Origin of the sequence: Gaetbulibacter jejuensis (genome assembly GCF_039524015.1) — a bacterium.
GTDB classification, from domain to species: Bacteria; Bacteroidota; Bacteroidia; order Flavobacteriales; family Flavobacteriaceae; genus Gaetbulibacter_B; species Gaetbulibacter_B jejuensis.
This window is the reverse complement of sequence record NZ_BAAAGF010000002.1, coordinates 254828-269683: the sequence shown is the minus strand read 5'-3', so window position 1 is coordinate 269683 and position 14856 is coordinate 254828. Positions and strand designations below refer to the sequence as shown.

Genomic DNA, 14856 nt, shown 5'->3' with positions numbered 1-14856 from the left:
ATGAATACGTTTTTAGATTTTATAAGTAACATAAGCTGGTGGATGTGGATGTTAATCATTTTAGCTTTAGTTGCTATAAGAGACATCTTTTTACAAAGAAAACACACCATAAGCCATAATTTCCCTGTTATTGGGCATTTTAGATATATTTTAGAACGCATTGGTCCTGAACTTAGACAATATCTTGTAGCAAACAATAGAGAAGAGTTACCTTTTAACCGTATTGAACGTGGTTGGATTTATGCGTCTGCTAAAAAAGAAAATAACTACGAAGGGTTTGGAACTGATAGAGATATTTATTCGCATCATCACATCTTTATCAACAATGCAATGATGCCTTATAAAATTGAAAAAGACCATCCTAATGCTGTTGACAAAACGTTTTTACCTTGTGCAAAAGTTATTGGTGCTTACAACAAGCGAAAAAAACCGTTCAGACCTGCGTCTGTAATTAATGTTTCTGCTATGAGTTTTGGTTCTTTATCTGCCAAAGCAGTTGAATCTCTAAACAAAGGTGTTCATATAGCTGGTGCTTACCACAATACAGGTGAAGGTGGTTTGTCTCCTTACCACTGTAATGGTGGTGATGTCATGTTTCATTTTGGAACAGGCTATTTTGGAGTAAGAGATAGCGATGGTAACTTTTCAATGGAAAAACTAGTGCAGTTAGTTAATGATAACCCACATGTAAAAGCCATAGAAATTAAGCTATCTCAAGGCGCAAAACCTGGAAAAGGTGGTGTACTTCCTGGAGCAAAAATCACTGAGGAAATTGCACGCATACGTCATGTAGAAGTTGGTAAAGACGTGTTATCACCTCCTAACCATTCAGCGTTTTCTAACGTTCCTGAAATGGTTGATTTTATTGAAGCCATTGCTGAAGCAACAGGTTTGCCTGTAGGTATAAAAGCTGCTATTGGAAAACTAGACCAATGGGAAGAACTTGCTGATATAATGAAAACCAAAGGTCATGGACCAGACTTTATAACTGTTGATGGTGGCGAAGGTGGCACAGGTGCTGCTCCACCAAGTTTTGCAGACCACGTTTCATTACCTTGGGTTTATGGGTTTAGCGATTTATACAAACTATTTCAGAGAAAAGGTTTAAGTGAACGTATTGTATTTATTGGAAGTGGAAAACTAGGATTTCCTGCAAAAGCTGCAATGGCTTTTGCTATGGGAGTTGACTGTATTAACGTTGCCAGAGAAGCCATGATGAGTATTGGTTGTATCCAAGCACAAATTTGCCATACCAATCATTGTCCTAGTGGTGTTGCCACCCAAAGCAAATGGCTACAAAGTGGTATTGATGTAACTTTAAAGTCACATCGATTAGCGCAATATTTTAAAACCTTTAGAAAAGAGTTTATAGAAATTACACATTCCGCAGGTTACGAGCATCCTTGTCAGTTTAAAATGAGTGATATTGATGTAAATGTAGACGACCATAACCTGTCTAAAGAATTAGATTTAACCTATCACTACGAAAAAACTCCTGTGCCTTTTAAAAGTATGCAAGATTTAAAAGATTGCATATATTTGGGAGGTCAATATAAAAACCAAAATACCTAACCTAACTAAAACACTATGGAAGTTGAAAAAATATTTGAAGTATTATTGTATGCTGTTCCTGCCCTAATTACTGGAATGATTGCTTATTACTTTTTTAAAGAACACACTAAAAACGAAGATGGTAGAAGACGCTTTTTATTACATAAAGACATACAAGTAAACACACTTCCTATCCGCTTACAGGCCTATGAAAGAATGGCTTTGTTTTTAGAGCGCATTACACCTTCAAAATTATTGATTAGAGTTATTCCAAACTCCTCAAATAAAGAAGATTACGAATCTTTAATTATAGCAACTATCGAACAAGAGTTTGAGCATAATTTATCACAACAAATCTACATGACTGATGAATGCTGGAACATTATTGCAGCAGCAAAAAACGCCACTATTCAACTGATAAGAAAAGCAAGTCTTTTAGAAAAAACTGACACTGCCAATAAACTTAGAGAAGTTGTTTTAACCGAAATGATGGAAAAGCGAGCTCCTAGTGACGCTGCATTATCTTACATAAAACAAGAAGTAAGCGACATGTGGTAAAACTCCACTACCTTTCATTTCTTGCTTTAGCATAATCATAACCTAATTGCCACCATTTAGTCATCAAGCGCTTACTGAAAATTAATGAGTTTTCAGTAAGGTCTGTTGGTGTATAGTACAAATTCAGCTTTACGCCTTTATTTCGTGCAGCAAGCTTGCCTATAACTATATCATTACGCTCTACTTGGTTTAGCAAATGCCCAAACAGGTTAATCATTAAGGAAAATGGATTTTTACCCAACACCTTCAACCTATCCATTTGTTCAGCTTCTAAAACAATAGCATCAATTTCAGTTGCTCCACGCTGTATAGCCTCGCGTATTGGCACTACACAACCCAAACCACCATCAGCATATTCATAACCGTTCACTTTAGCTAAAGACATAAACGGTATATAATTGCAAGAAATCCATATCCAATTACAAAACTCTTCATACGAGTAATCGTTAATAGACTTGTACTCTACTGTGTTTTTAGAAAGGTTAGACACAGTCACCACAACGTCCTCTTTGGTTTCTTTTATCTTTAAAAACTCTTCTTTAGTAAAGTTCTTCCTAATATTCCTCCTTAGTGATTTACTCTCTCCAAAGGTGCGTTTCATTCGAATAAACTGCCATAAAGAGTTCACAAAATCAATAGACACAAACTCTCTTCCGTCTTTTTCACGCTGCACAAAAGGACTTACACTAAAAATATCACTCTGTTGCACATTAGTAAAAATATCATACAACTTACCAATATCGTTGACAGCCAAATGAGGTATTAACAAACTTCCTGTAGAAGTTCCCAAATACATATCGTAAGTTTTCCCCTGACCTTCAATAAGGTACTGCGCAACTCCTCCTGCATACGCACCTTTACTTCCGCCACCTGATATTACTAATGCTCGCATTTTATTTGTTTTCTGCTCGTTTTAGAGTTCCAAAATACAAAAAATCAAGTTTTATCTTTCAAGTATTAGAATTATATTCGTTACCATGAATACCAATCTTCAAACACCTATAGATTACCTTAAAGGCGTTGGACCAAATCGAGCCGATTTACTTCGTAAAGAGCTTGGTATTCACACCTATCAAGACCTAATCAACTTATTTCCAAATCGATACATAGACCGAACTCAATATTACAAAATCAATCAACTGCAACGCAACAACGCTGACGTACAGGTTATTGGAAGAGTTACTAGCTTTAAAGAAATCGCTCAAAAAAGAGGCAAACGGCTAGTTGCCACGTTTCAAGACGATACTGGAGTTATGGAGTTGGTTTGGTTTAGAGGTCAAAAATGGATTAGAGACAGTATAAAACCAAACACAACTTATGTGATTTTTGGGAAAACCAATTGGTTTAATGGCACATTTAGCATGCCTCATCCTGAAATGGAACTGCTTGAAGAACACGAAAAGAATTTGCGCTCTGCAATGCAACCTATTTATCCTTCAACTGAAAAGCTATCCAATAAAGGCATCACCAATAGAGTAATTAGTAAAATTATGCAGAATCTGTTCCTGGAAACCAAAGGCAGATTTTCGGAAACCTTATCTGAAAATTTACTTTCAGAACTTAAATTACTCTCAAAAAGCGAAGCACTTTTTAACGTGCATTTTCCAAAAAACCAAGAGCTATTATCACGTGCTCAATTTCGATTAAAATTTGAAGAATTATTCTACATCCAACTGCAGCTTATTCTTAAAAATCTAATCCATAAATCAAAAATAAAAGGCTTTCCGTTTGAAAAAGTTGGCGACTATTTCAACACCTTTTTTAAAGAACATTTACCCTTTGAATTAACCAATGCTCAAAAGCGAGTTCTTAAAGAAATTAGAGCCGATTTAGGCAGTAATGCACAAATGAACCGATTATTACAAGGTGATGTTGGTTCTGGGAAGACCATAGTTGCGCTAATGTCAATGTTAATAGCACTTGACAACGGTTTTCAAGCTTGTTTAATGGCTCCAACTGAAATTTTGTCAGTTCAGCACTATAACGGCTTATCAGAGTTTTGCAACAAACTGAATATCAGTATAAAATTATTAACTGGTTCAAGTAATACTTCAGAACGAAAAGAAATCCATGAAATTCTTGAAAATGGCAATTTACAGATTTTAATTGGCACTCACGCACTGCTTGAAGATAAGGTAAAATTTAAAAATTTAGGGCTTGCAATTATAGACGAACAACATCGATTTGGAGTCGAGCAAAGAAGCAAATTATGGAGAAAAGGCCCAGAGGCATCTTCTGATAATGAAAGGGCAACTACTCCTCCACACATTTTAGTGATGACTGCAACACCAATTCCGCGAACTTTAGCAATGTCGGTTTATGGTGATTTAGACATCTCAGTAATTGACGAATTACCTCCAGGAAGACAGTCTATAAAAACAGTACATCGTTACGATAAAAACAGACTTCGTGTGTTTCAGTTTATAAGAGACGAAATTAAAAAAGGCAGACAAGTATATGTGGTATATCCATTAATTCAGGAAAGTGAAAAAATGGATTACAAAGACCTTATGGATGGTTACAAAAGCATTTCTAGAGACTTTCCTATGCCAGAATACCAAATCTCCATTGTACACGGAAAAATGAAACCAGCCGATAAGGATTACGAAATGCAACGTTTTGCTAAAGGCGAAACACAAATTATGGTAGCCACTACAGTAATTGAAGTTGGTGTAAACGTTCCTAACGCCTCTGTTATGGTTATTGAAAGTGCTGAACGCTTTGGGTTATCGCAATTACACCAGTTAAGAGGTCGTGTTGGTCGTGGTGCCGAACAAAGCTATTGTATTTTAATGACGAGCCATAAACTAAGTAACGACAGTAAACTACGTTTAGAAACCATGACCAGAACCAGTGATGGTTTTGAAATTGCCGAAGTAGACCTTAAACTTCGTGGTCCTGGTGATATTATGGGAACCCAACAAAGTGGTGTACTCAATCTTAAAATTGCCGATATTGTTAAAGACAAAGACATCTTACAAAGCGCTCGCTTTTATGCTAAACGCGTTTTAAACAGCGACCCAACACTAGGCTTACCAGAACACAAAGTCCTACTCCACACCTACAGGCAATTGAGCAAATACAAAAACATGTGGAATTACATTAGCTAAAAAAAGCCCAACTAAAATGTTGGACTTAAAAAACATAACTGCTCGTTTTTAATTGATTGATTGTCTTAAAATTAGACCATTACCTACCTCACTGCTGTTAGCAATTTGTTAAAGTACTGTATACAACTGTTAATTAACGCTTTTTTAAGAATACATCTGTTAATAACAATTCATAAGATAACTGTATGACTGTCAGATAAAAAAACTAAATTCGTTGAGAGTTACCTGCAAGCTAAAAAAGATGACGCAAACAGAATTTAGAAAAAAACTATCCGAAACAGCAAATACCGATTGGTTCAACTCTGTTGAATTCGAAATGAACTACTCACATCTAAATTTAAGTTTTGAATTCAAAGGATTTGGACACCTACACAAATTTGTAAATCAACAAATTAGAGGTTGGGGAAAATTATCAGAAAATTTACCGAATGAATTAATTGCTTCGAAAAGACATTTCGAATCTATAGAAAACCATTTAGTAAATTTTACCGACTCTTATAGGTCTCAAGAAAGTGAAGCGAGTTTAAAAAACTATTTTAGAAGTACTAAAAACCAAATACAAAATAACACAAATTCATATTTCACTTATGACTGCCCTGAAACCGACTTCTTAATTGAGGTTTATAAAAATCATCCAAAATCATTTATTGGAGCTTATTCCTATTTAACTGGTAATCTAAACCAAAACATAAATAACAAGGATAACCTAAATGGTTATTTGCTAGCTTATGAATTTACATTAAAAGATTCAACTGAAATTACAGAAAGAAGAAATAAAGATAAGCTATCTCTTTCCAGACTACGCACAAAGTTTGAAAATAGTCTTCCAGAATTAGAAAGTCAGTTGATTGAGCATTTAAAAAATAATACTAAAAAATATGAAGAGTATTCAAAAGCAATAGATGACTTTAAAGAAGATAAAGAAAAAACTTATTCGGACTGGTTTATAAATACAAAAGGAGATTTTGAGAAATTCAGCTCAAAATCGGACAAGAGATTAAAAGAACTTGAAAACACCTATCAAGAAAAACTAAAATTAGAGGAACCAGCAAAATACTGGTCAGAAAGAGCCAAAAAATTAAAGAAGCAAGGATGGATGGCTTTAGGTGTATTAATCGCTCTCATACTTATTGTAGTTTCCTCTTTAGGTAAATTGCTCTGGACAACACCAGAACAAATTTATGAGTCTTTTTTCAGTGGAGATAAAAGTGCCGCAATCCGATGGTCAATTATTTACATAACCTTCATTTCTTTTATGGCTTTTGCGATAAGAGCAGTTACAAAAGTAATGTTTAGTTCTTTCCATTTAGCTCGCGATTGTGAAGAAAGACACACTTTAACCTATTTCTATTTATCGTTATTAAAAGATTCAACGGTTGATAAAGAGGATAAAAAATTAATTATGCAAGCGTTATTCAGTCGAGCCGAAACTGGACTTTTAAAAGATGATGCATCACCCACAATGCCGAATGATATTGTCGGAAAATTTATGAGCAAATAAAAAACCAGTAAGCAACAATAATTACAAACTACTCACAACCATAGCTGTTGTGGATAATTGTCCCAATCAATATCTAATGAATTGAAAAAATTCTTAATCATATCAGGAATTATAATAGTTAGTTTGGAAATAGCTATTTATTTATTTTGGTACAAGGAATTATATAATATCGAATTTTTTGTTTTAACTGGACTTTGTCATTTTGCTCTAACTTCCATAGTATTCGGAATTATGACTGAGATACGACCAAAAATCAAGAGGAAACTAATTATCAATATTTCTTTTGGCATTTTCGCATTTTTATTTTTAATTATTTTTTTGAATACCAACAGAATACAAAATCGAATTGATAAAGAAGGAATTTACATTAAAGGTATCGTTGTAAAAAAAGAATATGGCGCAAAAAGTCCGCCATGGCTAACAACAAACTTTAAATATGATGGTAAAACTTATAAGTCAAATTTGTCAATAACTGACTCAAATGAATTTGAAAAGATTGAATTAACCGATTCAGTTTTGATTAAATTCATAAAAGAGCACCCAAAAATGAATAGAACTGAAAAACTCTTAAATAAATAGTAACTATTAGCAATACGCTTAATAATTAATTTACTAATTCTAGTTTTCTTTCAAACATTCCAAATCAACCTATTCTTATTTCCATATTCAATTTAGTACCTTTAAGCATTAATTATCTATTATGCTTACAAAAAAAGAACAAGGCTTTAGTATCATCTTTTTTATCATTGTTATTGCAGAGCTTATTTGCAGTAGTGTTGAAAGCCTAAATGGGTTGCATTATGTTACCAAACCAGCTATTTTGGTGTCGCTTATCGCCTATTTTTTAACAAGCAGTAATCACCTCAACAAAACCTTAAAGCTACTTACCTTATTTGCCTTACTGTTTTCTTTGCTTGGTGATGTGTTGTTAATGTTTGTACACAAATCAGAAGGTTATTTTATGTTTGGGCTTATCGCTTTTTTACTGGCTCATATTATGTACATCATAGTATTTTTAAAACATAAAAACCCAAACAAAAACCCTTATGTATTTACACTTATAGCTTTGCTGTATGCTGCAATACTGTTTTATATAATGTTTGATGGTCTTGGAGACATGCTGTATCCTGTAACGGTTTATATGCTAGTAATTTTAACTATGGCTGCAACTGCGTTTTTAAGACAAGGTAAAGTGCTACCACTAAGCTATACGCTAGTATTTTTAGGCGCATTGCTGTTTATGCTTTCTGATAGTATTTTGGCACTCAACAAGTTTTACAAACCCTTACCATTATCGAACATCAGCATTATGCTAACGTATGCTTTGGCACAGTATTTCATAGTGTTAGGCTTACTAAAAAACAAATAATTTTAAACTAGTGTAACAACTCACCTTTTATAGCTACATATAGTCAACTAACTGATTGAAATTTGGACAAACAACTTGAACATAGTTTTGTAGAACAGCTTGAAAAGCATCAGAACATTGTACACAAAGTCTGCAGATTATACACCAATAATCAAGAAGCGCACAATGATTTGTTTCAAGAAATAACTATACAATTATGGAAAGCCTATCCTAAGTTTAGAGGCGACTCAAAATTTAGCACATGGATGTATAGAGTTGGCTTAAATACAGCAATAACGTTGTACCGAAAATCTAAACGCTCCATACAAACACAGGAGTTTGAGAGTATTCAGTTTAAAATAAAATCGGAAGAATACGACGACACCGAAGAGCAACAACTAAAGCTATTGTACAAAGCAGTCCACCAATTAAACGACATTGAAAAGGCACTGGTGTTTTTATACTTAGAAGATAAAAATTACAGTGAAATAAGTGAAACTCTGGGAATTACTGAGGTAAATGCAAGAGTGAAGATGAACAGAGTGAAAACAAAACTAAAAACAATATTAAATCCGTAAGCTTATGGATGAGTTAGAATTATTAAAGAAAGACTGGAAAAAGGGAGAAGACAACTACCCAAAGTTGACTTACAATGAGATTTATAAAATGATATTAAAAAAATCATCATCTATTGTCAAGTGGATTTTTATTATCAGTCTTTTAGAATTTGCATTTTGGACAGGAATAAGTTTCTTATTGAAAGACAATAAGAACGCTAAACATTTTGACGAGTTAGAAAGCGACTTTTTACTCATACCTTTTGCTATTTTAGGTTATGTGGTTTTGGCGTATTTCTTTTATCTATTCTATAGAAACTACCGCAGAATTTCTGTAACTGACAGCGCAAAAGTACTTATGGAAAACATCCTAAAAACCAGACGTACTGTAAAGCAATATGTAGCTTTTAACCTTATTTTTATGATTGCCTCAGCAGTTATAGCGTTGTATATTGAATTTAGCCAAAACGAAGATGTTATTTCTAAGGTAGAGCTAGCTTCGGCCAATGGTGAAGCCTTTACATTCTACGCTAAAATTATAGGACTAACCATAGTTACTCTAGGTGGCGCAATACTAGTGCTACTTGGGTTTTACTGGCTTATTTATGGTATTTTACTCAAACGTCTTAACAACAACTACAGAGAGCTTAAAAAGCTGGAAGTATAGTTAAAAACAAGTTCAAAACAATAAAAGAGATAACCTAATAAAACTACCACTCACGTAGTTTGTTGAGTTCTTCTTGCGCTTGTAGTTCCTCTTGGGAAATCACCTTTAAAAACGAAGGATGTTGCTCGATAGCGTATTCTATTTTTTCAACAATTTCAGCAATACTTTCGTTATCGTAATCAATCTCCAAAGGTGCTTTTATTTCCATGCTTTGTAAGATGTTTTTCTTTTTAATACGCAATCCTTTTTTATCAAAAGAGCGTCTAAAACCATCAATTACAATAGGCACAACAATAGGTTTGTATTTTTTAATAATGTGCGCTGTTCCTTTTCTAATAGGTTTAAAAGGCGTTGTGGTTCCTTGCGGAAATGTAACAACCCAACCATCGTCTAAGGCTTTTCCAATATTAGAAATATCGCTCATTTTAACCTGTCGGTTAACATCTTGTCCTTCTGCTCTCCATGTGCGCTCAATACTTACCGAACCTACATACGCCAAAATTTTTGGCAACAAACCAGATTTCATGGTTTCCTTTGCAGCAACGTAGTAAATGTTCAGCTTAGGATTCCATAAATAACCTACATTTTTAATATTGTCTATTCTTCCACTTAAACTCGCATTGAACACGTGAAACATAGCCACAACATCTGCAAAATAGGTTTGGTGATTAGAAATAAACAACACATTGGCATCAGGAAGATTCTTGATAACCTCAGAGCCTTCAATTTTAAGTTCATTAAAACCTCTAAAGCGTCTGTGAGTCATTGCGCCTAAGATTCTAATGAGCCATTTTTTCAAAAAAAGAATATGTCCGAAAGGATTTTTTTTAAATAATCCCATAGATTTTTATTAGTTAGTAAGCTACAAATGTAAGAAAACTGTTATTTTATAACACTTGTTTTAACAAGTCTTTTAACTCGCTAAGCATCATTGCAGTGGCTCCCCAAACAATATGATTGTTCAATTTATAAGCAGGAACTTCAACATTTACTTTGTAAGAGGTTGGTACAGAAGTTTTAATCATTGTACTATCATCTAAAAAATGAGACAGCTCAACTTCTATCAAATCTTCAACCTCTTCTTCTTGTTTTATAAAACTAGGCATTGTGGTCGTGATTCCAAAAAACGGAAACACAGTAAAGTTGCTTGGTGGTATATACATTGGCGTTAACGCTCGCAACACTTTTATGCTCTGCTCCAATACACCAACCTCTTCTCGTGTTTCTCTCAAAGCAGTAAATTCTAATGACGTATCGTCTTTTTCAAACTTTCCTCCAGGAAATCCTACTTGAGCCGAATGCACACCTTTGTAGGTTTTTCTTAAAATTAACAACAGTTTTGCGTTTTGCTTGGTATCAGGATAAAATAATGCCATAACACCAGCGTGCTTGGAGTTTTTCATGGCTTCTTTTTGCTTTGCCATAAGCTCCAAACGATAAGGAGGCGACATTTTAATTTGTGAAGCTTCTCCTGGTAGTGGTAGATTTTTTATTTTTGAAACAGAATCTAAAAACGCATTAAAATTCATTATGAGAATTCTTTTATTGGTTTGCCTTTGTTTTGCCTTAACGAACTGTGAAGATAAAAAATCTTCTAAAAAAAATAATACAATACCTTCAACAGATACTACAGAAACCAAAAAAGAACCTCCAAAAACCGATACTATTACTGAACCTAAAAGAGAATTCCCTTATCTAACCGATGAGAATGCTATGGAGTTTTTCTTGGAGTACGAAAAGCACAACAAAGAAAACAAAGTACGAATTACGACAGATTTTGGTACTATAGACATCTTATTGTTTAACGAAACCAAATTCCATAGAGCTAATTTTATCTTTCTTACCAAGCAAAGTTATTTTGACGACACACAATTTTACCGAGTGGTCAATAACTTTATTATACAAGGTGGAAGCACTGACGATCCTGATGTTATGAACAAAAGAAAAGACATTGGTCGCTACCTCTTACCTACTGACACCAAACGTGGTTTTAGACACGACAGAGGTGTGGTGAGCATGCCAAGTAGCGAAATTGAGAATCCTTACAAATTGGCATCACCTTATGAGTTTTTCATTGTTCAAAAACCTGGTGGTTCTTACCATTTGGATGGAGACTATACCATTTTTGGAAAAGTAATAAATGGAATGGACGTAGTAGATAAAATCGCAGCACAAGAAACCGATGAAGCCGAATGGCCATTGCATAATATATACATTAAAAAGGTAGAAATTATAAAATAATTAAGAATCATTTTTATAGATTTTTAATACCTTCCGCAGCATAATACTAAACTACTTTCTAAATGAAAAAACACAATTTTTCTACGCACATTAAAACTTTGGGTTTATGTGCTTTAATCTCTTTTACAGCTTGTAAAGAAGAGAGCCAACAACAAAATGATGACGTTGCCATGAGTGATAATATTTTACTACAAGAATGGACAGGTCCTTACCAAGGCGTTCCTGCATTTGACAAAATGAAGGTTGAGGACATTAAAGAAGCTATGGAAATAGGAATGGAATTAGGCTTAAAAGACATTGAAGCTATTGCCAACAATCCTGAACCTCCAACTTTTGAAAACACTATAGTTGCTATGGAGCGTTCTGCTGAAGAGTTAGACCGAGTATCACGTTACTATGGTATTTTTAGTAGTAATGTATCTTCTCCTGAGTTTAGAGCAATTCAAGCAGAGTTAGCACCTAAACTATCAGATTACCAATCTAAAATTTCGCAAAACGAAAAATTATTTCAACGTATTAAAGCGGTTTATGATGCGTCACAAAAAACACCTTTAGGTGACCAAGAGCAACGTGTTGTAGATTTAACCTACAAGCAGTTTGAAATGAATGGTGCCAACCTTGATGCTGCTAAAAAAGCACGTTACGCTGAAATCAACAAAGAATTATCGTCATTGTACACTAAATTCTCTAATAATGTTTTACATGACGAAGAAAACTATGTGACTTACTTGAACAAAGACCAATTAGGCGGACTTTCGGATGGGTTTATAAAATCTGCTGCTAAAATCGCTACAGATAAAGGTCACGAAGGTAAGTATGCCATTACAAACACACGTTCTTCAATGGACCCTTTCCTTACCTACTCTACCAACCGTGAGTTACGCAAACAAGTTTGGGAAAACTACTACTCTCGTGGAGACAATGGTGACGAATACGACAACAACCAAATTATTGCTGAGATTTTAAAACTACGTAAAGAGCGTGTAGCGCTTTTAGGTTATGACAATTATGCTGAGTGGAGATTACAAGACCGAATGGCAAAAACCCCTGAAAACGCTATGGATTTAATGCTAAAAGTTTGGCCTGCAGCAACAGCAAGAGTTAAAGAGGAGGTTGCAGACATGCAAGCTGTAGCTAATGAAAATGGTGATAATATAACTATTGAACCTTGGGACTACCGTTACTATGCTGAAAAAGTTCGTAAAAAGAAATACGATTTAGATAGCGATGAAGTAAAGCAATACCTTCAATTAGATAAGTTAACCGAAGCAATGTTCTTTGTAGCTGGAGAATTGTTTAATTACAAGTTCACTCCTGTTGAAGAAGGCTCAGTTCCTGTATTTAACGAAGATGTAAACGTTTGGGAAGTTACTGATAAAGATTCAGGAAAACATATCGGTCTTTGGTATTTAGACCCATTTGCTCGTGAAGGTAAACGTTCAGGTGCTTGGGCAACTACTTACAGAAGTTACACGTCATTTGATGGTGAAACCAATGTATTGGCATCTAACAACTCTAACTTTGTAAAACCTGCTCCAGGAGAAGCAGTATTAGTGTCTTGGGATGATGCTACAACATTTTTCCATGAGTTTGGACATGCTTTACACTTCTTTGCTGCTGATGTGAAGTATCCAACCTTACAAGGTGGTGTTAGAGATTATACCGAGTTTCAATCGCAATTGTTAGAACGTTGGTTATCTACTGACAAGGTGATTAATCAATTCTTGGTACACCACGAAACTGGAAAACCAATGCCTGCTGAATTGGTTGAAAAAATCAAAAAAGCTTCGACGTTTAATCAAGGTTTTGGTACGACGGAATATTTAGCTTCTGCATTAATTGATATGAAATTACACTTAGCTGATCCAACCAATATAGATATTGATAAGTTTGAGCGTGAAACTTTAGACGAACTTGGTATGCCAAAAGAATTACCAATGCGTCATAGAACACCTCACTTTGGACACGTATTTTCTGGTGAAGGTTATGCTACTGCATATTATGGTTACATGTGGGCAGATGTATTAACTAGTGATGCATCAGAAGCTTTTGCTGAAGCTCCAGGTGGTTTTTATGATGAAGCAGTTGCTGAAAAATTGGTGAAGTATTTGTTTGCTCCTAGAAACGCTATGGATCCTGCTGAGGCTTACAGACTATTTAGAGGTCGTGATGCTAAAATTGAAGCATTAATGCGTGATAGAGGATTTCCTGTACCGCAAAACTAAATTAACAAAAAGGCGTTGAATAATTTTCAACGCCTTTTCTTTTATACTCTATGGAATTAAAATATACAATAAAAATTATAATTGCTGTTATCATCATTAGCGCAACTCTTTACTCTTATAGAAAAAGAAAAATTGAAAATAAAACCACTCCAAATGGTCTAAATAAAAAAGAACCAAGCGTTTTCATTAGCAATGAAAAGAAAAAAGAAAGTTTAGAGTACTTATATAAATGCATTGATATTACAATAAATCATGAAGACGCTAAAAAACTAAAATCATTTATTGCTGAAAAAGTTAAAAAAGAAAACCAGACTATCAATTGGGATATTAAAGAAGAGTTTATTAATCAAGAAATTATTAACTTTCAATATTATCAAAATGTATATTTCTACGGTTGTTTAGACTGGAAAGAATCTTCTGATGTACTTGAAAAGTATATTAAAACTGCTCTTAAAAGCAACTTTAACATAGATATTGATTTTAAAGATATTTTAAACACAGATGAAGACAAAACGATTCATCATGCTTTTGAAAAATATGAAAACGCGCTTAATGATAGAGGTATTGCCTTAAGAGATGTAGATATAAATAGTGATAGCTATCAAATTGTATTGATAAAAAAAGACAATTTAACCCAATTTACTTCGCTTATCGAAAAAATTGGATTTAAAGTCAGAAAAATTGAATGGGGTAATTCTTTAAGTTCAGATTAATACTACTTTAAAAATAAGATTGATTATGTTAACTAGCATCAACCCAAAACTCCCAATGCGTGACAAAAAAGCCACTAAAGTTTTTTACACAGAAAAATTAGGGTTTAAAGAATTTGGTAGTGTTGACTATGAAGGTTATCTAATGTTAGAAAAAGACAATATTCAAATTCATTTTTTCGAGTTCAAAAATCTTAATCCAGAAGAAAATTATGGTCAAGTTTATATTAGAGCCGAAAATATCGATAATTTTTATCAGTCGTTATTAGACAATAAAGTTAGAATACATCCAAACGGACAGTTGGAAATTAAACCATGGAAACAAAAAGAATTTTCAATACTTGATCCTGACAGTAATCTATTAACCTTTGGACAAAGCCTTTAAGCA

At 34.0% G+C, this 14856-nt stretch carries 15 protein-coding genes; 12 read left to right on the top strand and 3 right to left on the bottom strand.

What is annotated here, in order from left to right; translation table 11 throughout:
- Complete coding sequence (locus tag ABD011_RS07825) at window positions 1-1572, top strand: FMN-binding glutamate synthase family protein (RefSeq protein WP_343797209.1); 1572 nt, start codon at window positions 1-3, stop codon at window positions 1570-1572.
- Window positions 1573-1587: 15 nt separating this feature from the next.
- On the top strand, window positions 1588-2109 hold the full coding sequence (locus ABD011_RS07820; protein ID WP_129760571.1) for a DUF7935 family protein: 522 nt from the start codon (window positions 1588-1590) through the stop codon (window positions 2107-2109).
- Between the two features lie 7 nt (window positions 2110-2116).
- On the opposite strand, the gene ABD011_RS07815 is transcribed toward ABD011_RS07820, so the two are convergent.
- Window positions 2117-3001, bottom strand: coding sequence for a patatin-like phospholipase family protein (locus ABD011_RS07815; protein WP_343797207.1), 885 nt, complete (start codon window positions 2999-3001; stop codon window positions 2117-2119).
- 85 nt (window positions 3002-3086) lie between these two features.
- On the opposite strand from ABD011_RS07815, the gene recG reads away from it, so the two are divergent.
- The 6 genes from recG (at window position 3087) to ABD011_RS07785 (ending at window position 9292) form a co-directional block, all read left to right on the top strand.
- Complete coding sequence (recG, locus tag ABD011_RS07810; protein WP_343797204.1) at window positions 3087-5219, top strand: ATP-dependent DNA helicase RecG; 2133 nt, start codon at window positions 3087-3089, stop codon at window positions 5217-5219.
- A 241-nt stretch (window positions 5220-5460) separates the two neighbouring features.
- Complete coding sequence (locus ABD011_RS07805; RefSeq protein WP_343797202.1) at window positions 5461-6720, top strand: DUF6161 domain-containing protein; 1260 nt, start codon at window positions 5461-5463, stop codon at window positions 6718-6720.
- Window positions 6721-6801: 81 nt separating this feature from the next.
- Window positions 6802-7299, top strand: a complete 498-nt coding sequence (locus ABD011_RS07800; RefSeq protein ID WP_262732714.1) for a hypothetical protein — start codon at window positions 6802-6804, stop codon at window positions 7297-7299.
- A gap of 121 nt (window positions 7300-7420) precedes the next feature.
- Entirely contained in the window at window positions 7421-8089 is a 669-nt protein-coding gene (locus ABD011_RS07795) for a lysoplasmalogenase (protein WP_343797200.1), read from the top strand.
- Window positions 8090-8151: 62 nt separating this feature from the next.
- Complete coding sequence (locus ABD011_RS07790; protein ID WP_129760564.1) at window positions 8152-8646, top strand: RNA polymerase sigma factor; 495 nt, start codon at window positions 8152-8154, stop codon at window positions 8644-8646.
- Between the two features lie 4 nt (window positions 8647-8650).
- Window positions 8651-9292: a hypothetical protein gene (locus ABD011_RS07785; RefSeq protein ID WP_262732712.1), complete on the top strand. Its 642-nt coding sequence runs from the start codon at window positions 8651-8653 to the stop codon at window positions 9290-9292.
- A 43-nt stretch (window positions 9293-9335) separates the two neighbouring features.
- Here ABD011_RS07785 and ABD011_RS07780 read toward each other — a convergent pair whose 3' ends face one another.
- Window positions 9336-10133 (bottom strand): lysophospholipid acyltransferase family protein, encoded by a 798-nt coding sequence (locus ABD011_RS07780; RefSeq protein WP_129760562.1) that lies wholly within the window; start codon window positions 10131-10133, stop codon window positions 9336-9338.
- Between the two features lie 46 nt (window positions 10134-10179).
- The gene (locus ABD011_RS07775) at window positions 10180-10821 is read right to left on the bottom strand and encodes an NUDIX hydrolase (protein WP_343797197.1); all 642 of its coding nucleotides are present in this window, start codon (window positions 10819-10821) and stop codon (window positions 10180-10182) included.
- A 1-nt stretch (window position 10822) separates the two neighbouring features.
- On the opposite strand from ABD011_RS07775, the gene ABD011_RS07770 reads away from it, so the two are divergent.
- The 4 genes from ABD011_RS07770 (at window position 10823) to ABD011_RS07755 (ending at window position 14853) form a co-directional block, all read left to right on the top strand.
- The gene (locus ABD011_RS07770) at window positions 10823-11533 is read left to right on the top strand and encodes a peptidylprolyl isomerase (protein ID WP_343797194.1); all 711 of its coding nucleotides are present in this window, start codon (window positions 10823-10825) and stop codon (window positions 11531-11533) included.
- A 62-nt stretch (window positions 11534-11595) separates the two neighbouring features.
- Complete coding sequence (locus ABD011_RS07765) at window positions 11596-13758, top strand: M3 family metallopeptidase (RefSeq protein WP_343797192.1); 2163 nt, start codon at window positions 11596-11598, stop codon at window positions 13756-13758.
- 50 nt (window positions 13759-13808) lie between these two features.
- Window positions 13809-14471, top strand: coding sequence for a DUF6630 family protein (locus ABD011_RS07760; protein WP_343797190.1), 663 nt, complete (start codon window positions 13809-13811; stop codon window positions 14469-14471).
- A 25-nt stretch (window positions 14472-14496) separates the two neighbouring features.
- Window positions 14497-14853 (top strand): bleomycin resistance protein, encoded by a 357-nt coding sequence (locus ABD011_RS07755; RefSeq protein WP_343797188.1) that lies wholly within the window; start codon window positions 14497-14499, stop codon window positions 14851-14853.
- Window positions 14854-14856: the final 3 nt, after the last annotated feature.

Coding starts and splice junctions, on each gene's coding strand:
- ABD011_RS07795 (WP_343797200.1), top strand. CDS start 7,421: ATGCTTACAAAAAAAGAACAAGGCTTTAGTATCATCTTTTTTATCATT.
- ABD011_RS07775 (WP_343797197.1), bottom strand. CDS start 10,821: ATGAATTTTAATGCGTTTTTAGATTCTGTTTCAAAAATAAAAAATCTA.
- ABD011_RS07780 (WP_129760562.1), bottom strand. CDS start 10,133: ATGGGATTATTTAAAAAAAATCCTTTCGGACATATTCTTTTTTTGAAA.
- ABD011_RS07815 (WP_343797207.1), bottom strand. CDS start 3,001: ATGCGAGCATTAGTAATATCAGGTGGCGGAAGTAAAGGTGCGTATGCA.
- ABD011_RS07785 (WP_262732712.1), top strand. CDS start 8,651: ATGGATGAGTTAGAATTATTAAAGAAAGACTGGAAAAAGGGAGAAGAC.
- ABD011_RS07760 (WP_343797190.1), top strand. CDS start 13,809: ATGGAATTAAAATATACAATAAAAATTATAATTGCTGTTATCATCATT.
- ABD011_RS07820 (WP_129760571.1), top strand. CDS start 1,588: ATGGAAGTTGAAAAAATATTTGAAGTATTATTGTATGCTGTTCCTGCC.
- ABD011_RS07765 (WP_343797192.1), top strand. CDS start 11,596: ATGAAAAAACACAATTTTTCTACGCACATTAAAACTTTGGGTTTATGT.
- ABD011_RS07770 (WP_343797194.1), top strand. CDS start 10,823: ATGAGAATTCTTTTATTGGTTTGCCTTTGTTTTGCCTTAACGAACTGT.
- ABD011_RS07755 (WP_343797188.1), top strand. CDS start 14,497: ATGTTAACTAGCATCAACCCAAAACTCCCAATGCGTGACAAAAAAGCC.
- recG (WP_343797204.1), top strand. CDS start 3,087: ATGAATACCAATCTTCAAACACCTATAGATTACCTTAAAGGCGTTGGA.
- ABD011_RS07805 (WP_343797202.1), top strand. CDS start 5,461: ATGACGCAAACAGAATTTAGAAAAAAACTATCCGAAACAGCAAATACC.
- ABD011_RS07825 (WP_343797209.1), top strand. CDS start 1: ATGAATACGTTTTTAGATTTTATAAGTAACATAAGCTGGTGGATGTGG.